The organism is Lysobacter stagni (assembly GCF_030053425.1).
GTDB classification, from domain to species: domain Bacteria; phylum Pseudomonadota; class Gammaproteobacteria; order Xanthomonadales; family Xanthomonadaceae; genus Lysobacter_J; species Lysobacter_J stagni.
Map to the genome: position 1 here is coordinate 1,135,859 of NZ_JASGBI010000001.1, position 17,184 is coordinate 1,153,042.

Genomic DNA, 17,184 nt, shown 5'->3' on the forward strand with positions numbered 1-17,184 from the left:
GCACGCGGGCGGCGGACGCGCGCAGGGTGACAGAGTCGGCTCCAGCGGTCGAATCGCCGGTCCTCACGCCCGGCGGAGCCGTGCGGTAGGCGCGGTCCGTTGCCGCGGCGGTGACGGGCGCGTCAATGTCGACGATGGGATTTCGCAAGGGCGTCGCCATGGCGTGCCTCCAGCCAGAACTTCAGGATCAGGGTGATGAGGGACAGCCCGGTCAGCAGCGACGCCGCGGCGAAGGCGGCGGTGCTGTCGAACTCGTTGTAGAGGATCTCGATATGCAGCGGCAGCGTGTTGGTCAGCCCGCGGATGTGGCCGGAGACCACCGACACCGCGCCGAACTCGCCCATCGCACGCGCCGAACACAGGAGCACGCCGTACAGCAGGCCCCATTTGATGTTCGGCAGCGTGACGCGGAAGAACATCGTCCACGCACCCGCGCCCAGCGAACGCGCCGCGAGTTCCTCGTCCGCGCCTTGCTGCTGCATCAGCGGGATCAGCTCGCGCACCACGAACGGGAAGGTGATGAACAACGTCGCCAGCACGATGCCGGGTCGCGCGAAGAGGATCTTGATGTCGTGTTCCTGCAGGATCTGCGCGAACCAGCCGCTGGAACCGAACAGCAACACCAGGCACAGGCCCGCCACCACCGGCGAGACCGCGAAGGGCAGGTCGATCAGCGACAGCAGCAGCTGCTTGCCGCGGAAGTCGAAGCGCGTCACCGACCACGCGGTGAGCATGCCGAACACGCCGTTGATCGGAACGACGATGGCGACCGTGAACAGCGTGAGCTTGAGCGCGGCGACCGCGTCGGGCTGCGTGAGCGCATCCAGCCACGCACCAAAGCCGTCGCCGAACGCGGCGCCCAGCACCATGGCCAGCGGCAGCACCACCAGCGCAGCCATCACCAGCACCGCCAGCGCGATCAACGCCCAGCGCAGCCACGCGGGTTCCTGCAGGTTGTGGCGGGCGTCGTCAGACATCGCGCTTGGCTCCCCTGCGTTCGTGCGCGAACAACAACGGGATCGCGTTGATCGCGAGCAGGCATACGAACGACGCCGCCAACAGCAGCGCGGCGATGGCCACCGCACCGGCGTAGTCGTACTCCTCCAGGCGGATGGTGATCAGCAGCGGCGCGATCTCGGTGCGATAGGGCAGGTTGCCGGCGATGAAGATCACCGAGCCGTACTCGCCCAGCGCACGCGCGAAGGCGAGCGAGAAACCGGTCAGCAGTGCCGGCAGCAATTCGGGCAGCACGACGCGGCGCAGTGTGGTCAGGCGCGAGGCGCCAAGCGAGGCTGCGGCTTCTTCCTGCTCATGGCCCAGCGCTTCCAGTACCGGCTGCACCGTGCGCACCGCGAACGGCAAGCCGATGAAGATCAGCGCGATGACGATGCCGATCGGTGTGTAGGCGATCTTGAGGCCCAACGGCTCCAGCCAGCGGCCGACCCAGCCGTTGGCCGAGTAGATCGCCGTGAGCGCGATGCCCGCCACGGCGGTGGGCAGCGCGAAGGGCAGATCGACCAGTGCATCGAGCAGGCGCCGGCCCGGGAACCGATAGCGCACCACCACCCACGCCACCAGCGCGCCGGCGAGGGACGCCGCCAGTGCGGCGACCAGCGATGCGCCGAAGCTGAGCTTCAGCGAAGCCTGCACGCGTGGGTCCTGGATGGCGCGCAGCCAGCCGTCCACGCCCAGGCCTGCCGCGCGGATCGCCAGCGCCGCCAGCGGCAACAGCACCACCACGCTCAGCCATGCCAGGCCCAGGCCCAGGCTGAGGCCGAAGCCCGGCAGCGGACGGCGTCCGCGGCGTGCAATCACCCGCAACGTGGGCTGTAGGACCGCGCTCATCCCCAGTACTCACGCTTCTGCGACGCGCATCCGTTCGTCCTGAGCGTAGGCGCGTAGCGCTGGAGTCGAAGGATGCCGTCGCCAGCCCGCGCACCCTTCGACTTCGGCCTGCAGCCTACGCTCAGGGCAAACGGTGATCGGGTGATGACGTTGACGGTCACGCGGCTCATGCCATCACCGCGGTCGGTAGATCTTGTCGAAGAAACCGCCGTCGGCGAAATGCTCCGCCTGCGCCTTCTTCCAGCCGCCGAATGCCGCATCGATCGTCACCTGCTTCACCTCAGGGAAGCGTGCCAGGTCCGCGGCGGGCACCTTGTCCGGCTCGGCCGGGCGATACCCGTGCTTCGCGGCGAGGCGCTGACCTTCGGGCGTATACAGGAAGCGCAGGTAGGCCTCGGCCTGCTTGCGCGTTCCGTGGCGGTCCACGTTCTTGTCGACCCATGCCACCGGCGGTTCGGCCTTGATGCTCAGGCTGGGCACGACGATCTCGAACTTCGCGCTCGTGTCGGGATCGGCCAGCGTGAGCAGGGCTTCGTTCTCCCACGCCAGCAGCACGTCGCCGATGCCACGCTCGACGAACGTGGTGGTGGCACCGCGCGCGCCGGTGTCGAGCACCGGAACGTTCTTGAACAGACGCGTGAGGTAATCCGTGACCTTCGCACCGTCCCGGTATTCCTGCGACGCCCATGCCCAGGCCGCGAGGTAGTTCCAGCGCGCACCGCCGGAGGTCTTCGGGTTCGGCGTGATCACGCCGATGCCCGGCTTCACCAGGTCGCCCCAGTCGCGGATCTGCTTCGGATTGCCCTTGCGCACCAGGAACACGATGGTCGAGGTGTACGGCGCGCTGTTGTGCGGCAGGCGCTTCTGCCAGTCAGCCGGAAGCAGCTTGCCGTTGGTGGCGATGGCGTCGATGTCGGCGGCCAGCGCGAGCGTGACGACGTCGGCCTCCAGGCCGTCGATCACCGCGCGCGCCTGCTTGCCGGAACCGCCGTGCGAGGCGCGGATGGTGAGCGTTTCGCCGGTCTGCTGCTTCCACTGCGCGGCGAAGGTCTGGTTGACGTCGGCGTAGAACTCACGCGTCGGGTCGTACGAAACATTGAGCAGCTGCACGTCCTTGGCGAACGCGGCGCTGCTGGCGAGCATCACCGACAGGCCGAACAACGCATTGCGAAGAAAGGTTTTCATGGCGCTTTCCCTGGTGGGGTCAGGTTGAAAGGTCGTGAATCTGGGGTGTGGTTCAGAACGAGAACTGCGCGCGGGTGAAGAAGGCCTTCTCATCCTCCCGATCCGCGCCGGCAGCCGCGCCACCGTCGAACTCGGTCTGGGTGTAGTTGGCCACGAGCTTGAAGTTGCCGGTGAGGTACCAGTTCACGCCCAGCGCCCATGCCTTGGCGCGACGTGCGACCGCATTGGGATCGGCGAACACCGGGAAGGCGTCGTCGTCGATATCGAGTTCACCGTACCTCGCAACCAGTTCCCACGCGCCCCAGCCTGCACTGTCGACCGTAAAAGGATGGTTAGGCCGCGCCACGCCGCGGTATCCGGCGTCCTCGCCGGTGAGCACGTAGCCTGCGACGAGCTGCCACGCCGTGTGGTCGAGCGACTGGCGCGCGCCGGTCGTGGGCAGGACGACTTCCTGCTTCGAGCTGATGTACTCGCCGAGCACGCCGAACGCGTTGCGGTACCAGTACGCCTGCGGCGACCAGCGCGTCTGTTCGCCATCGGCGATCACCGCGCTGCGATAGTTGAAGAACTGCACCTGCCCCGGTGTGCGGTAGCGCGGCAGGAAATTGTTGCCGGCGCCTTCCTTGTCGCCCTGGCTGCCGGCGATGCCGAAGCCCAGGCCCGACAGTGCGTTCGCGTCGTTCTTCCACGGTTCGACGAACACACGGCCGGCGAACTCGAAGTTGTTGTCGGGATTGGTCGTCACCGCATCGCGGCCATCGACGGTGCCGTTGTACACACCGACCGCGTAGCTGACCGTGCTCTTGGCGAACTCGCCCTGCAACTGCACGCCGATGTCGCGGCCGGGCGCGAGTTCGCCCGGGAATCCGAGTTCGATCGCCTCCGTCGCGTTGCTTGCCTGCAGGCGTTCCAGGCCGACGGGGCTCTTGGTCTTGCCGATGCGCAGCGTTGCCGCAGGGCTGAAGCGCAGGTCGGCCCACGCATCGAGCAGCGTGACGCTGTCGCCGGCCAGTTCCGGCGTGATGCGAAACGCGAGCAGCGGGCCCCAGCTGCCCTCCAGCGTGAGCTGCGCGCGGCGCCACAGGAAGGTGTCGTTCTGCGGGATCGCATCGTCGTCGATGTAGAAGCGGCCGTCGGCCTGTGCCAGACCGCGGAACTTCAGTTCGACATCGCCCGGCGGCGGCGACTTCACCGACAGGCCCTTGCTCGCGCTCAGGCTCACCACCGGCGTGCTCGCGACGCGGGCTTCGGCTTCCTCCGCCTGCAGGTCGAGCTTGCGTTCGATCACGCGCAGGCGCTGGTCGAGGTCGGCCAGGCCGTTGGCGTCAGTCGTCTGGCCGGCCGGCGCGGACGCGGTGCCCAGGCGTTGTTCGATGGCCTGCAGGCGACGGGCCAGTTCCTCCACGGTGGGCTGCGCTGTCTGCGCCTGCACGGGCGCGGCCAGCGCACAGGCCAGGATGCTTCCGGCCAGCACGGGTACGGACGGTCTTCGCGTTCGGAACTCGGTCATCGCAGCAATCCAGGCAGGGAGGGGAGGGGCGGCCTCCGCAGGGGGCGGCCGCGAGGCGACTGTCGCCGCGCGGAGGCGGCGACGGAAAGGCAGGTGCGTCATGCGCTCATGCCTTTCCGGTATGAGCGCGAGGGCGGGACGATAGCGAACGACCGCGTGAAGACGGTTGCGACAATGCCCCCGCAGGCCGGCCCAGCGCCTTGTCATGGATCAAGAAAAAGACCGGCGCCCTGGGGCGCCGGTCGGGGTGGTGCGGTTTGCGGGGAGGCGATTACGGCTTCAGGTTCGTCGCCGTGCACACCAGGATCGCCGCGCCCTGCAGCGGGTGGATCAGCTTGGCATCGCGCAGGCGATGCTGCAGATCGACCATGCACTGCACGTACCTGCCCGGGTTCTTCGCGGACGACTTGCACAGGTTGTTCCAGGCCTGCACGTTGGCGCCGACGATGAAGCCACCCGGCTCGAGCACATCGACCGTGGTGTTGCACTTGCCGATGCGCGCATCGCCGTTGTTCACCTTCCAGCCCATGTCGCGGTACAGCGCCGGGGTCAGGTCGACGTTGTACTGCGCCTGCACGGTCGGTGTGTCGAACGGCTCCATCAGCGCGTTCGGTGCCAACGCCGTGTCGTAGTGCGAGAACGTCGAGCCAGGTGCGACGACGGACGGCGCATACAGACGCACGCGGCCGGTGTCGTCGGCGCCCTGCAGCAGTACCGGATCGACCTGGAAGGTCACGTTCACCGGCAGGTTCGCCTTGAACGTGTTGCCGTCGGCCAGCGTGATGCGGATGGCGGGGATGGTGATGTTCGGGTCCGAACCGCCCAGGTCGGGCGGCGGCGAGCCGGCGACGTTGTCTGCCACCACCATGCCGATGCCGCCCGCGGCCTGCACGTTCGCCGCCTTGATCACGAAGCCGCAGGTGCCGCGATCCACCAGCACCAGCTTGCCGGCGACCGCGGCCGCATTGGTCAGCGGCGTGCAGGCGTCGGTGGTGCTGAGCCCCGAGGCGTTCGACTCATCCAGCCCCTGCACCACCTGCCCGGTGAAGTTCGCCGGCGACACCGGCGGGCCGAAGCTCGCGGTGCCGTACAGGTAACGCCCGGCGATGCCGGCAGGCGCGGTCACGGTGAAGTACTGGCGGTTGTCGAGCACCAGCGCCGCTTCGTTCTTCACGCGCGTACCCGACCACACCAGGCGGCCTGCGGTACGCATCGTCTCCGCGCGCTGCGCCGGCGTGCTGGTCGGACTGTTGAAGCCGATGCCGAGCGCGTTGTCGTACGCGTTCTGCGTGTACGCATCGGAACGCGGGCCTTCGCCGTCGAAGTCGAGGAACTGGCCGGTGCTCTTGTCCAGGAAACCCTGGAAGCCCAGGCCGTGCCCGATCTCGTGCATCACCACGTTGAGGAAGTTGATGCCGCCCGGCGGTGTCTTGCCGTCCAGGCCGTAGTACCAGGTCGTGCCGACCAGGCAGTCCGGCTTGCCCAGGTCGCCGTTGAAGCGCGAAACGATGTCGGCCGGATCGTCCGGAACCGGGTCGAGGTCGACGCCGGCCAACGAATCGGCGAGCGCCGCGTTGTACCAGATGCCCTTGATCGGCGCGTTCGGATAGTCGCGGTCGACCCAGTTCGCACCGGCCGAACCCAGAGTGGCGCCGGTGGCGGTGCAGTTCAGCCGCTGGAACGAGGCGCCGACCTTGATCGGCACGTCGCTCTTGAGCACCGAACCCCACAGGTCCATGGCGAAGCGGTAGACGATCTGGCGCTGCTGGCCGACCGTGGTGCCGGGGTTGAGTCCGACCGGCGTGGCCGGTGTCGGATCGTCCAGGCCCAGGCCGGTGCCGGCATCGCCGTTGAGCAGCACCAGCTGCGCGGCGTCGGCGTGTGCGAATGCGAAGGCGCCGGCAAGGGCCAGCGCGGAGGCGAGGAGTTGCTTTCTCATTTCAGCAGCTCCTCGTTCTGGGCTTCGTTGTCGGCGTGGTCGCTGCCGTCGGTGTGTTCGACGACGAGCTGGCCCGAGGCGTCGTGCGTGGCGACCAGCGAGGTCATCTGCGATTCGGGCACCTTCACCGAGACACCACCGTGCGAGCCGCGACGCACCGTCGCGCGCGCCGCCGCCGCGTCGCGCGGCGCGTTGAACGTCTTGGCCATCGCCGGCGCGACGCGCGCCTGCTGGCCCTGCGTCAGCGCCTGGTCAAGCTGCGCGCTTTCGCTCGACGTGAGCGGACGAAGACGTCCGGTCTCGGCATCGATGCCGACCTTGACGCCTGCATACGTCACGACCTGCGTTTCGGACTGCTTCTCTCCCGCCTGGGCGTTCAAACACATCCCAAGCGCCACACCTGACAACCAAAGCGCGGATCCAATCCTTTTCATGGGTCAAGTCCCGATCTGAAGGTGATGGAACACCCCCGCGATGGCTCATCGCGAATCGATCGTGGGGATGCATGTGGGCTTCCCCCTTCAGCCCGGCCCGAGTGTGCACCTGCCCGCGCGCACGCGACAAGCTTGCGGCGCAACATCGTGCGCCGCTACGTATTCAGCGGGAAAAAGCGGTCACGCAGCACGCCGCGCGTGATGGCGGCGTCATGACGACTGGCGTCAGATGAGACCGAAGCCGAGGTTGAGCCGGACGATGGCCACCACGATCACGATGCCGTTGAGCACCAGGCCGGTCTTGGCGCGACCGCGGTTGCCCGGACTGGTGAAGAGGATGCCGAGCGCGGCGATGATCGCGCCGACGGCCGCGAAGGGAATCACCAGCCAGTTGGCGATGCCGAGGAATGGAATCAGCGCGAAGAGCATCAGGATCATCGCGACGATGCCCCAGATCAGGCTGATCAGACCCATGGCGTAACTCCTGTTCGAGTGGCCCGGCGACGGCCGGGGTTCGGAGCAAGATTAGGACGCACGACGGCGCGCGAACAGCCGCATCCGACGAAACGCCCGATTCCGCCCCCGAAGCGCGTCCTGCGGGGACGGATGCGGGATCAGGCGTGCACGCCGTCGATCTCCACGCGCAACTCTCGGCGGCACACGGCCGCGTGCAGCACCACGCGCGGGACGTCCGGTCCCAGTCGCGCGTCGAGCTCGCGCGTGACCTGCTCCAGTTCGTCGTCGTTGCGCACGTACACCTTCAGGCGCGACTGCGGGCCGAAGTGGGCCGGCAGCGTGGGACGCTGCGCACGCGCCGCGGCCAGCAGGCTGTCGAAGTTGGCCAGCGTCTCGTCCAGCTGCGTCACCACCGAACCGGCGTGCTGCGACTCGTGGCCGACGATCGCGGCAGTGCCCGAAAGCATCAGCGGCATCGTGCTGTTCACCGGCGGCAGCATCGCGCGGGCGAAGCTCGGCGGCTGCGGGCCGTACTGTCGCGGGTAGCGGTACGCGCTGATCTGGCGCGGGTTTTCCAGCGGCGTGCCGGGCACGCGCGCGGCCAGCCAGTACACCTGCAGCCGGCGCGCACCGTCGACACGGCCGATGGCGGTGGCGGCGGGCAGCGTCTGAGTGTCGACGTGACCACCCAGGCCACGCGCGCGGCCGACGCAGAACTGACGGTAACGTTCCTCGTCGCCTTCGCCGATGGTGATGCCGTCCAGGTAGTTCCACACGCGCAGCAGATGCGGATAGCCGCGCTGTTCGAGGAATTCGAGCAGCCGGCGATACAGGCGGTCCGCCGTGGACTCGATGTCGCTCTGGCCCTGTTCGCCATCGCGCTCGTCCAGTTCGATCGCGCCGAACTGCAGCGCGCCGTCCTCGGCCCAGGCGACATCGCCGTCGCGACCACGCAGCACCGGGCCGCTGCCGCGCCAGACTTCCAGCGGCGCGGTGCCGTGCGGTTCCAATGCCACGCGCAGGTAGCGCGGGTCGTCACGCACCGGCGCGCGCGAGCCGAAGCCGATCACGGCCAGGGTGTCGGGCAGGGCGAGCGCGTCGTCGGGCGAGCCGTCGAGGTAATCCACCGACCAGTGCAGGGCCGGCATCGGCATGGGGCGCACGGCGCTCATCGTTGCGCCTCCGGACCCGGCTGCAGCGTGTCCGCGCCGCCGCCCAGTCCCACGTCCACGCGCACCTGGCGACGTCGGCGCGCCCAGCCGCGCAGCGCCTGCGGCGCCATGCTCAACGCGGTCATCGCATAGATGAAGCGGAACAGGCGCAGGCGGCGAAGCACCGCGGGGTTATCGAAGACATCACCGGCCAACATCGAGATCACCGCCTGTTCCACTTGCCACACATTGCGCGGATGGTTGAAGAGATGGCGCATCACCGGCGTCGTGAACCGGTAGATGAACCACTGGAAAAGTTTGAGGCCGCGACGCAGGCGCGCGTCCATCGCGCGTTGCAGCGCCGCTTCGCGCGAAGGCTCGCGCAGCGCGCCGTCCACCACCTGCGCGGCCTGCTCGGCACTGTTCATGCCCAGGTACACGCCGGAGGAGAACACCGGGTCGACGAACGCGTACGCGTCGCCCACCATCACCCAGCCCGGCCCATGCATGCGCGTGCAGGTGTAGGAGTAGTTGCCCGTGACGTGCACCGGCGCCACGCGCTGCGCGCCCTGCATGCGCGCCTGCACCTGCGGCTCCGATTCCAGCGTCTTCATCAGGAACGCTTCGTTCTCGCCGCGGCGCGTCTTCAGGTATTCCGGGAAGCACACCGCGCCGATGCTCATCACGCCGTCCTGCAGCGGGATCAGCCACATCCAGCCATGCGGGAAACGCTGCACGGTGATGTTGCCGGCGTCTTCGCCGTCGCGGCGTTCGACGCCGGTGAAGTGGCTGAAGATCGCCGCCGACTGGTGCAGCGGGTTCTTCTTCTTCAGCTTGAGCTGGTTGCCGAACACCGTGTCGCGGCCGCTGGCGTCCACGACGTAGCGCGGGCGCACGGTGAAGGCCGCGCCCTGGTCGTCGCGTGCATGCACCAGTGATGGGCGGCCGTCCGCATCGAACTCGACGCGTTCGACCTTGTGCTTCTCGCGCGCGTCCACGCCGCTGGCCAGGGTGTGGCGGAACAGCAGTTCGTCGAACTGCTCGCGCTTGACCTGGTACGCATAACCGAACGCGGGGTTGAGCGCGCGTGCAAAACGGAAGGTGTTGTACTGGTCCGCGCCACCGGGCACGCCGTCGTCGCCGACGATGGGGAATTCCGCGCCGGGCTTGTACGTGCCGATCGCCTTCACCTGCTCCAGCACGCCCAGGCGTTCCAGGATCGGCAGGTTCATCGGCAGCAGCGATTCGCCGATGTGGAAACGCGGATGGGCATCCTTTTCCAGCAGCAGCACCTTCCAGCCCTTGCGGGCGAGCAGGGTAGCCGCGGTGGTGCCGGCCGGGCCGCCGCCGATCACCAGCACGTCGGGTTCCAGGTGGGCGGAGGCGTTCGGGCTGGCAGCCGGGGCGGGCGCGCCCGGGGCATCCACTGGGGCGGATTCAGTCATGTGCGAATGATAAGGGAACCGCCCGTCGGGCTCCGTGGCGGCGGCCGGCCTCCCGTCCGGGGCGGGTAACGGACCGCGACGGGCGCCACGGTTGCGCGGGCGGCGCCTTTGCCGGATCGTGGCGTCCCTCGAAACGCTGTTGGAATGCCCGATGTCTGAACAAAGTCCCGTCGAACGCGAGCTGGCGCAGCTGCTGGTCTCGAGCCTGAACCTCGAGGACGTGACGCCCGAATCGATCGACCCGGAAGCCGCGCTCTTCGGCGAAGGCCTGGGGCTGGATTCCATCGACGCGCTGGAGCTGGCGCTGGCGATCTCCGGCAAGTACGGCTTCCAGCTGCGTTCGGACAGCGACGAGAACCGTCGCATCTTCGCGTCGCTGCGCTCACTGGCCGCGCACATCGAGCAGCGTCGCGCCGCTTGACCCCCCGCGCCGGATCCCTGTCTTGAACGCCACCGCCCTGCGGTCGGTCGCGGGCCCCGCGCTGGCGGTGGTACTGGCGGTCGCCTATCCGCTGCTCGCGCACTGGGCCACCCACGACGGCGGCGGTGTGTCCGCGGCCGTGGCGCTGGCCGACCTGGTCGCGCTGTGCATGGCCGGGCCGCTCGTGCAGGGCCGCACCTGGGCCTGGGCGCTGGCGGCGGTGCTGGGCGCCGGCCTGGTCTGGCTGGCGCGCACGCCCTATGCGCAGATGCTGCTGCTGGCTCCGCCGATGGTGTTCGTCGGCTTCGTCGCGTGGATGTTCGGGCGCAGCCTGCGTCCGCCCCGCCAGGCGCTGATCACCCGCATCGTCTCCGCGATGGAGCGCACCGAGCCGGCGCGCCTGCCGCCGGAACTGCTGCGCTACTCGCGCCGCCTGACGTTGATGTGGGCGCTGCTGCTGGCCGCCTTGGCGGTGGCCAACGGCGTGCTGGCGCTGATCGCCGTGCCCGACGGCGTGCTGGCGCGCATGGGCCATACGCCGGCGGTCAGCATCGGCCAGGAGGAATGGTCGCTGTTCGCCAACCTGCTCAACTACGGCATCGTCGGCGGCTTCTTCGTGGGCGAATACGCCCTGCGCAAGCGCCTGTTCCCGCACCGCCCGTACCGGCATTTCTTCGATTTCCTGCGGCAGATGGCGGCGCTGGGTCCGCGCTTCTGGCGCGACCTGTTCAACTGAGCGTCCGCCCGGGCCCGGCCCGCCATGCCGGTGGCTTATCCTGAGCGCCCTCCGACGCCGCCCTTCCGCATGCGCTTCGCGATTCCCGCCGACCACCCCTGCCTGCCGGGTCATTTCCCGGGACGGCCCGTGGTGCCCGGCGTGGTGCTGCTGGAGCGCGTGGTCGAGGCGATCGAAGCCGTGCACGGCCCGCTCGAAGGTCTGCGCCTGCCGCAGGTGAAGTTCCTGCAGCCGCTGTTGCCAGGGCAGCCGGCGCGCGTGGAGCTGGACGGCGAAGCGCCACGCTGGCGCTTCCGCGTGCTGCGCGAAGACACCGTGCTGGCCAGCGGTGAAGTGGTCGCATCGCGGGAAACGCCATGAGCGCGCAGTGGAAGCAGCGGCCCGAAGGCGGCGGCCGGTTCGCGCTGTGGCTGATCCGCAGCATCGCGCGCCATGGCGGGCGCGCACTCGCTCGCGTGTGCCTGTATCCGATCACGCTGTATTTCCTGATCGTGCGCGGCCCGGAGCGTCGCGCCTCGCGTGCGTACCTGGCGCGCGCGCTGCAGCGCGAGCCCACCACGCGGGACGTCGCGCGCCACATCCACACCTTCGCCGCGACCATCCTGGACCGCGTGTTCCTGCTGGGCGGCGAACTGACGCGCTTCGACATCCGCACGCTTGGCCTGCCGGCGCTGGCACAGCGCGTGGACCGTGGCGAGGGCGTGCTGATCTTCGGCTCGCACCTGGGCAGCTTCGATGCCCTGCGCGTGCTGGTGTTGACGCGCCCGCAGCTGCGCGTGCGCATCGTGCTCGACATCGGCCACAACCCGGCGCTGACGCAACTGCTGGACGCGCTCAACCCCCAGCTCGCGCGCGACGTGATCGACGCAGGGCAGGACGGCGTGTCGATCGTGCTCGCCATCCAGGAAGCACTCGCGCGCGGCGAGCTGGTCGCGCTGCTGGTCGATCGCGTGGCGCCGGGCGATGCCGCGGTGCGTGTGCCGCTGCTGGGAAGCGACGCGCCGTTCCCGACCGCGCCGTGGCTGCTGGCGGCCACGCTGAAGGTGCCGCTGGTGCTCGCGTTCGGCCTGTACCGAGGCGGCAACCATTACGACCTGGTGTTCGAGGAATTCAGCCCCGGGCTGGACATTCCGCGGCAGCATCGTGGCGAGGCGGTGCGCGAGCTGGTGCAGCGCTATGCGGCGCGGTTGCAGCATCATCTGCGCGACGCGCCCTTCAACTGGTTCAACTTCTACGACTTCTGGCATGGCGATGACGCAGCGGGACATTCGAACGGCGCGGTACTGGACGACGGGCGCGGCAACACTGCTGCTGGCGGGCACGGCGCTGTGCGCCGCGGCGGCTGAACCTGCAGTCGATACCGGCTGGATCCTGTCGCGCATCGCGCGTCCCGCGCCGGCCAGCACGCCGTTCCTGGAAGTGCGCGGCAGCAAGCTGCTCAAGGCGCCGCTGCGCCTGACCGGCGAGTACCGCCGACCCGACGCCGACACGCTGGTGCGCGAAGTGCGCGCGCCATACGCGGAAACCACCACGCTGCGCGCGGGTGAGGCGGTGATCGAGCGCGCGGGCCAGTCGCCGCGGCGCTTCCCGCTGGCGCGCGTGCCCGAACTGGCGGGCCTGCAGGCGAGCTTCGGTGCACTGCTGGCCGGCGACACCGCCGCGCTGGAACGCCATTACGTCCTGGGTGCCGACGGCTCGCGCGAACGCTGGACGCTCACGCTGACGCCGAAGGATCCGGCCGTCGCCAAGCGCGTGAGCGCGATCGTGCTGTCCGGCGGCGGCGCGCAGTTGCGCTGCATCGAAACCCGTCCGGCGGGCGGCGGCGATGCGCAGCGCACGCTGATGTCCGACGCCGCAACGCAGGCCGCCGGGGTCACCGATGCCGCGGCGCTGGCCGCCCTTTGCCACGGCGAACCCGCGCGATGAGCGCCACGCGGCGGCTGGCCCTCGCACTGCTGTGGCTCGCCGTGCTGGCGCTGTTCGCGCTGCTGGTCGCGCCGCGCGTGCAGGTGAGCGGCGACCTGCGCAAGTTCATGCCGGCGCCGCGCACGCCGGCGCAGAAACTGCTGATCGATGAACTTGGCGAAGGGCCGGGTTCACGGCTGTTGCTGGTCGCGCTCTCAGGCGAACCGCCCGATGTGCTGGCCGTGCAGTCGCAGGCGTTGCGCGAGCGGTTGCTGTCGGCGCGCAGTGCCGTGGACCACCCCTTCAAGCTCGTCACCAACGGCGCGGACCTTGGCCTGGATGCGATTCCGGAGCGCCTGCGCCCGTATCGATACCTGCTGTCGCCGACGCTGGACACGCAGCGCTTCGACGCAGCGTTCCTGCGTACGCAGCTCGATGCACGCGTGCAGGACCTCGGTTCGCCCGCGGCGGGATTGATCGAGCCGCTGCTGCCGTCCGATCCCACGCTGGAGACGCTGAAGCTGGCCGAAGCGTGGCAGCCGGCGAACGCACCGCAGCGACTGCATGGTGTCTGGTTCGACCGCGCCGGACGCGAAGCGCTGCTCGCCATCGAAACGCACGCGGCTGGTTTCGATCCGGAAGGCCAGCAGAAGGCAGTCGATGCGATTCATTCGGCGTTCGCCGCGGTAAGCGTCAACACCAGGACGCAGCTGACGCTGACCGGTCCTGGCGCGTTCTCGGTGGAGATCGGCGGCCGCACCGCGCGTGAGGCCAGCCTGATCGGCATGCTGGATTCGCTGGTGTTCGTGCTGTTGCTGTGGGTGGCCTACCGCAGCTGGAAGGCGCCGCTGCTGGGCGGCCTGCCGCTGGCGAGCGCGGGCCTGGCCGGACTGGGAGCGGTGGCGCTGGCGTTCGATGGCGTGCACGGCATCACCATCGCGTTCGGGTTCACGCTGATCGGCGTGGTCCAGGATTACCCGATCCATCTGTTCAGCCATCAGCGCGCAGGCATGTCGCCTTGGGCGAGCGCGCGTGCGCTGTGGCCGACGCTCGGCACCGGTGTGGCGTCCACGTGCATCGCGTACGCGACATTCCTTGTCTCCGGCGTGGACGGGTTGCAGCAGCTCGCGGTGTTCACCGTGGTTGGACTGGCGACGGCCGCACTGGCCACGCGCTTCCTGTTGCCAGCGCTGATCGATCCGTCCCCACACGACGCCGCCGATTCGGCCTGGCTGGCGCGCGCATGGTCGGCACTCGCGCGCTGGCCGCGGCTGGGCGCGTCGGGCGCCATCGCGCTGGCCGCGCTTGCGATCGCGGTGGTGACGTTCGCACCCGGCGCGGTGTGGCAGAACGACCTGGCCCGGCTGACGCCCGTGCCGCCGGCCGCGCTCGCGCGCGACGCGCAGTTGCGCACGGAGCTGGGCGCGCCCGACGTGCGTTATGTCATCGCGGTGCAGGCGAGCGACACCGAGGCCGCGCTGCGTGCCTCCGAGCGGCTGATGCCGGCGCTGGCGACTCTGCGGACGGAGGGCGCGATCGCCGGCTTCGACCTGGCCGCGCGTTACCTGCCCAGTGCCGCCACGCAGCGGGAGCGCCAGTCGCGCCTGCCAACGGACGACGCCCTGCGTTCGCAGTTGCGCGACGCGATGCACGACGGCCCCTTCGCCGACGACGCATTCACCGACTTCCTCGCCGACGTGGCGCGCGCGCGCGCCGCCGCGCCGCTGGCACCGCACGATCTGGCCGGCACGCCGCTGGCCGCCAGCGTCGAAGGCCTGCTGCTGTCGCGCGATGGGCGCGCAACGGCCCTGGTCGCGCTGACCGGCCTGGACGACGTCGACGCGGTCGCGCGTGTCGCCCAGGCCAACGGCGCGCAGTTGCTCGACCTGAAGCAGGCTTCGGAATCGTTGGTGGCCGCGTATCGCGAGCGGGTGCTGTGGGCGTTGGCGCTGGCCTCGGTGCTGCTGGCCGCAGCGGTGTGGTTCGCATTGCGCTCGCCGCGCCGCGTGCTGCGCGTGCTCGCGCCGATGGCGCTGACGACGCTGCTGATCCTCGCCGTCCTGCGCGGCGCGGGCATCGAGCTCAACCTGTTTCATCTGGTGTCGCTGATCCTCGCCGCGGGCCTGGGCCTGGATTACGCGCTGTTCTTCGACCATGCCGGCGACGATCGCGCCGAGCAGCTGCGCACGCTGCACGCGGTGATCGTGTGCAGCCTGACCACGCTGCTGGTATTCGCGTTGCTGGCGGCGTCGAGCATTCCCGTGCTGCGCGCCATCGGCGGCACGGTCGCGCTGGGCGTGGCGTTCAACTTCGTGCTGGCGTTGCTGATCGTGCGCGCACCGGTTCGGGAGGGCGACGATGCCGACGCATGAGGACATCGCCACGCTGGTGCCGCATGCGGGCGGCATGTGCCTGTGGGACGACGTGTTGGCGTGGGATGCGCAGTCGATCCGCCTGAGCACGCAGCGCCATCGCGATCCCGAGCATCCGTTGCGCCATGCGGGCCGGCTGCATGCGGTGCACCTGTGCGAATACGGCGCGCAGGCCATGGCCGTGCACGGTGGCCTGCTGGCGCGCGCTGCGGGCGAGGGCGTCAAACCCGGCATGCTGGTCGCGTTGCGCGGCGTGGAGATCGATGCGACGCGCATCGACGACCTGCCCGGCGCGCTGGAGGTCCAGGCGCAATGCCTGATCGCCGACGCCGCCGGAAGCCAGTACCGTTTCGTCATCACGCATGAAGGCCGCACGCTGGCGCAGGGCCGCGCCGCGGTGCTGCATCCGTCCGGGGAGGAATCCGCATGAGCAAGCCCAAGGTGCGTCGCGCGCTGGTGACCGGCGGCAGCGGCGACATCGGCAGCGCCATCTGCCGCCAGCTGGCCGCCGATGGCTGCGAGGTCATCGTGCACGCCAACCAGCGCCTGGAGCGCGCGCAGGACGTCGTGGCCGGGATCATCGCGGCCGGTGGTCAGGCGCACGCCGTCGCATTCGACGTGGCCGACGCGGCCGCATCGCAGGCGGCCATCGCGGCGATCCTCGAAGGCGGCGCAGTGCAGGTGGTGGTGAACAACGCCGGCATCCACGACGACGGCCCGATGGCCGGCATGAGCGAGACGAAGTGGAAGCGCGTCATCGATGTCTCGCTGCACGGTTTCTTCCACGTCACCCAGCCGTTGCTGTTGCCGATGGCGCGCACGCGCTGGGGCCGTGTGGTGAGTGTGTCGTCGGTGGCGGCCGTGATGGGCAACCGCGGCCAGACCAACTACGCCGCCGCCAAGGCAGCCCTGCACGGTGCGACAAAGTCGCTGGCGCGCGAGATGGGCAGTCGCGGCATCACCTGCAACGTGGTGGCGCCCGGTGTGGTCGAAGGTCGCATGGCCGAGGGCGCATTCTCGCCGGAGGCATTGAAACAGCTGGTTCCCGCTGCCCGCGCCGGTCGCCCGGAGGAGGTCGCGGCCCTGGTCGGCTTCCTGTGTTCGGACGCTGCCGGTTACATCAACGGGCAGGTCATCGGCATCGACGGCGGAATGAGCTGAACGACCGGCGACAGGCATCGCTTCCAGGCGACCGCCGCTGGCGTACGATCCCCGCATCTCCACCTGGAGGCGTCGCCATGCGCCGCATCGCCCGTTCGCTGATCGGAATTGCCCTGCTGGTTCCCGTGCTGGCCGTCCTGGCCGGGTGCTCGTCCACCTCGCAACTGGTCACCGGCACGCCGCGCGCGCCGATCGACCCCTCGCAGGTCCGTGTGTATTACTCCGCGCCTCCGGGCGGGTACGAGGAGATCGCGCAGCTGGAAACCTCCAGCGGCGGTTTCACGTATGGCGAACAGAACAAGCTCGACGACGTGATCAACAACCTGCGCACGCAGGCGGCCAAGCTGGGCGCCAACGGCGTGCTGTTCGTCGGCAGCCAGAACAGCATGGGCGGCAGCACCATCGGCGTGGGTGCCGGTGGCGGCAGCTACGGCGGCTACCACGGCGGTAGTTTCAGCTCCGGCGGCATCGGCGTGAGCATCAGCCCGACCAAGAAGTACGCCAGCGGCGTCGCGATCTACGTGCCCAATCCGCCGCCGGTGCAGCAACCGCCGGTCTCGCCGACGCCTCCCGCACCTCCTGCACCTCCTGCACCTCCCGCGTCGCCGGTGAAATGACCCGGCC

General features: G+C 69.5%; 18 protein-coding genes. 9 read left to right on the forward strand and 9 right to left on the reverse strand.

Features of this window, described 5'->3' with window-relative positions; genetic code table 11:
- Positions 1–122 precede the first annotated feature (122 nt).
- From cysW to QLQ15_RS05125, 9 genes are all read right to left on the reverse strand, one after another.
- The gene (cysW, locus tag QLQ15_RS05085) at positions 123–977 is read right to left on the reverse strand and encodes a sulfate ABC transporter permease subunit CysW (protein WP_283211757.1); all 855 of its coding nucleotides are present in this window, start codon (positions 975–977) and stop codon (positions 123–125) included.
- Positions 970–1,845: a sulfate ABC transporter permease subunit CysT gene (gene cysT / locus QLQ15_RS05090; protein ID WP_283211758.1), complete on the reverse strand. Its 876-nt coding sequence runs from the start codon at positions 1,843–1,845 to the stop codon at positions 970–972. Before cysT ends, cysW begins: the two co-directional genes overlap by 8 nt.
- Before the next feature lie 174 nt (positions 1,846–2,019).
- Positions 2,020–3,030, reverse strand: coding sequence for a sulfate ABC transporter substrate-binding protein (locus QLQ15_RS05095; RefSeq protein ID WP_283211759.1), 1,011 nt, complete (start codon positions 3,028–3,030; stop codon positions 2,020–2,022).
- A gap of 52 nt (positions 3,031–3,082) precedes the next feature.
- Positions 3,083–4,540 carry an OprO/OprP family phosphate-selective porin gene (locus QLQ15_RS05100; RefSeq protein WP_283211760.1) on the reverse strand — a complete coding sequence of 486 codons (1,458 nt, stop codon included), beginning with the start codon at positions 4,538–4,540 and terminating at the stop codon, positions 3,083–3,085.
- A gap of 271 nt (positions 4,541–4,811) precedes the next feature.
- Positions 4,812–6,479 (reverse strand): PA domain-containing protein, encoded by a 1,668-nt coding sequence (locus QLQ15_RS05105; protein WP_283211761.1) that lies wholly within the window; start codon positions 6,477–6,479, stop codon positions 4,812–4,814.
- Positions 6,476–6,865 (reverse strand): post-PEP-CTERM-1 domain-containing protein, encoded by a 390-nt coding sequence (locus tag QLQ15_RS05110; RefSeq protein WP_283211762.1) that lies wholly within the window; start codon positions 6,863–6,865, stop codon positions 6,476–6,478. The genes QLQ15_RS05105 and QLQ15_RS05110 overlap by 4 nt, the downstream gene beginning before the upstream one ends.
- Positions 6,866–7,138: 273 nt before the next feature.
- Positions 7,139–7,387, reverse strand: coding sequence for a hypothetical protein (locus tag QLQ15_RS05115; RefSeq protein ID WP_283211763.1), 249 nt, complete (start codon positions 7,385–7,387; stop codon positions 7,139–7,141).
- Positions 7,388–7,527: 140 nt separating this feature from the next.
- On the reverse strand, positions 7,528–8,541 hold the full coding sequence (locus QLQ15_RS05120; protein WP_283211764.1) for a chorismate transformation FkbO/Hyg5 family protein: 1,014 nt from the start codon (positions 8,539–8,541) through the stop codon (positions 7,528–7,530).
- On the reverse strand, positions 8,538–9,965 hold the full coding sequence (locus tag QLQ15_RS05125) for an NAD(P)/FAD-dependent oxidoreductase (RefSeq protein ID WP_283211765.1): 1,428 nt from the start codon (positions 9,963–9,965) through the stop codon (positions 8,538–8,540). The genes QLQ15_RS05120 and QLQ15_RS05125 overlap by 4 nt, the downstream gene beginning before the upstream one ends.
- A 151-nt stretch (positions 9,966–10,116) precedes the next feature.
- Here QLQ15_RS05125 and QLQ15_RS05130 point away from each other — a divergent pair, with 151 nt between their 5' ends.
- The 9 genes from QLQ15_RS05130 (at position 10,117) to QLQ15_RS05170 (ending at position 17,177) form a co-directional block, all read left to right on the forward strand.
- The gene (locus tag QLQ15_RS05130; protein WP_283211766.1) at positions 10,117–10,386 is read left to right on the forward strand and encodes a phosphopantetheine-binding protein; all 270 of its coding nucleotides are present in this window, start codon (positions 10,117–10,119) and stop codon (positions 10,384–10,386) included.
- 22 nt (positions 10,387–10,408) lie between these two features.
- Positions 10,409–11,122: a COG4648 family protein gene (locus QLQ15_RS05135; protein WP_283211767.1), complete on the forward strand. Its 714-nt coding sequence runs from the start codon at positions 10,409–10,411 to the stop codon at positions 11,120–11,122.
- Positions 11,123–11,191: 69 nt separating this feature from the next.
- Complete coding sequence (locus QLQ15_RS05140) at positions 11,192–11,482, forward strand: ApeI family dehydratase (RefSeq protein ID WP_283211768.1); 291 nt, start codon at positions 11,192–11,194, stop codon at positions 11,480–11,482.
- Entirely contained in the window at positions 11,479–12,468 is a 990-nt protein-coding gene (locus QLQ15_RS05145; protein WP_345782412.1) for a lysophospholipid acyltransferase family protein, read from the forward strand. The genes QLQ15_RS05140 and QLQ15_RS05145 overlap by 4 nt, the downstream gene beginning before the upstream one ends.
- Positions 12,368–13,048: a LolA-related protein gene (locus QLQ15_RS05150; RefSeq protein ID WP_283211769.1), complete on the forward strand. Its 681-nt coding sequence runs from the start codon at positions 12,368–12,370 to the stop codon at positions 13,046–13,048. Before QLQ15_RS05145 ends, QLQ15_RS05150 begins: the two co-directional genes overlap by 101 nt.
- Positions 13,045–15,399, forward strand: coding sequence for an MMPL family transporter (locus tag QLQ15_RS05155; RefSeq protein WP_283211770.1), 2,355 nt, complete (start codon positions 13,045–13,047; stop codon positions 15,397–15,399). The genes QLQ15_RS05150 and QLQ15_RS05155 overlap by 4 nt, the downstream gene beginning before the upstream one ends.
- The gene (locus tag QLQ15_RS05160; protein WP_283211771.1) at positions 15,386–15,829 is read left to right on the forward strand and encodes a hotdog family protein; all 444 of its coding nucleotides are present in this window, start codon (positions 15,386–15,388) and stop codon (positions 15,827–15,829) included. Before QLQ15_RS05155 ends, QLQ15_RS05160 begins: the two co-directional genes overlap by 14 nt.
- Positions 15,826–16,560: a 3-oxoacyl-ACP reductase FabG gene (gene fabG, locus QLQ15_RS05165; protein ID WP_283211772.1), complete on the forward strand. Its 735-nt coding sequence runs from the start codon at positions 15,826–15,828 to the stop codon at positions 16,558–16,560. Before QLQ15_RS05160 ends, fabG begins: the two co-directional genes overlap by 4 nt.
- A 77-nt stretch (positions 16,561–16,637) precedes the next feature.
- Complete coding sequence (locus QLQ15_RS05170) at positions 16,638–17,177, forward strand: hypothetical protein (protein ID WP_283211773.1); 540 nt, start codon at positions 16,638–16,640, stop codon at positions 17,175–17,177.
- The last annotated feature ends 7 nt before the right edge of the window (positions 17,178–17,184 follow it).

Excerpts from the sequence above, each read along its gene's own strand:
- cysW (WP_283211757.1), bottom strand. The coding sequence starts at position 977 with ATGTCTGACGACGCCCGCCACAACCTGCAGGAACCCGCGTGGCTGCGC.
- cysT (WP_283211758.1), bottom strand. The coding sequence starts at position 1,845 with ATGAGCGCGGTCCTACAGCCCACGTTGCGGGTGATTGCACGCCGCGGA.
- QLQ15_RS05095 (WP_283211759.1), bottom strand. The coding sequence starts at position 3,030 with ATGAAAACCTTTCTTCGCAATGCGTTGTTCGGCCTGTCGGTGATGCTC.
- QLQ15_RS05100 (WP_283211760.1), bottom strand. The coding sequence starts at position 4,540 with ATGACCGAGTTCCGAACGCGAAGACCGTCCGTACCCGTGCTGGCCGGA.
- QLQ15_RS05105 (WP_283211761.1), bottom strand. The coding sequence starts at position 6,479 with ATGAGAAAGCAACTCCTCGCCTCCGCGCTGGCCCTTGCCGGCGCCTTC.
- QLQ15_RS05110 (WP_283211762.1), bottom strand. The coding sequence starts at position 6,865 with ATGTGTTTGAACGCCCAGGCGGGAGAGAAGCAGTCCGAAACGCAGGTC.
- QLQ15_RS05115 (WP_283211763.1), bottom strand. The coding sequence starts at position 7,387 with ATGGGTCTGATCAGCCTGATCTGGGGCATCGTCGCGATGATCCTGATG.
- QLQ15_RS05120 (WP_283211764.1), bottom strand. The coding sequence starts at position 8,541 with ATGAGCGCCGTGCGCCCCATGCCGATGCCGGCCCTGCACTGGTCGGTG.
- QLQ15_RS05125 (WP_283211765.1), bottom strand. The coding sequence starts at position 9,965 with ATGACTGAATCCGCCCCAGTGGATGCCCCGGGCGCGCCCGCCCCGGCT.
- QLQ15_RS05130 (WP_283211766.1), top strand. The coding sequence starts at position 10,117 with ATGTCTGAACAAAGTCCCGTCGAACGCGAGCTGGCGCAGCTGCTGGTC.
- QLQ15_RS05140 (WP_283211768.1), top strand. The coding sequence starts at position 11,192 with ATGCGCTTCGCGATTCCCGCCGACCACCCCTGCCTGCCGGGTCATTTC.
- QLQ15_RS05145 (WP_345782412.1), top strand. The coding sequence starts at position 11,479 with ATGAGCGCGCAGTGGAAGCAGCGGCCCGAAGGCGGCGGCCGGTTCGCG.
- QLQ15_RS05150 (WP_283211769.1), top strand. The coding sequence starts at position 12,368 with ATGGCGATGACGCAGCGGGACATTCGAACGGCGCGGTACTGGACGACG.
- QLQ15_RS05155 (WP_283211770.1), top strand. The coding sequence starts at position 13,045 with ATGAGCGCCACGCGGCGGCTGGCCCTCGCACTGCTGTGGCTCGCCGTG.
- QLQ15_RS05160 (WP_283211771.1), top strand. The coding sequence starts at position 15,386 with ATGCCGACGCATGAGGACATCGCCACGCTGGTGCCGCATGCGGGCGGC.
- fabG (WP_283211772.1), top strand. The coding sequence starts at position 15,826 with ATGAGCAAGCCCAAGGTGCGTCGCGCGCTGGTGACCGGCGGCAGCGGC.
- QLQ15_RS05170 (WP_283211773.1), top strand. The coding sequence starts at position 16,638 with ATGCGCCGCATCGCCCGTTCGCTGATCGGAATTGCCCTGCTGGTTCCC.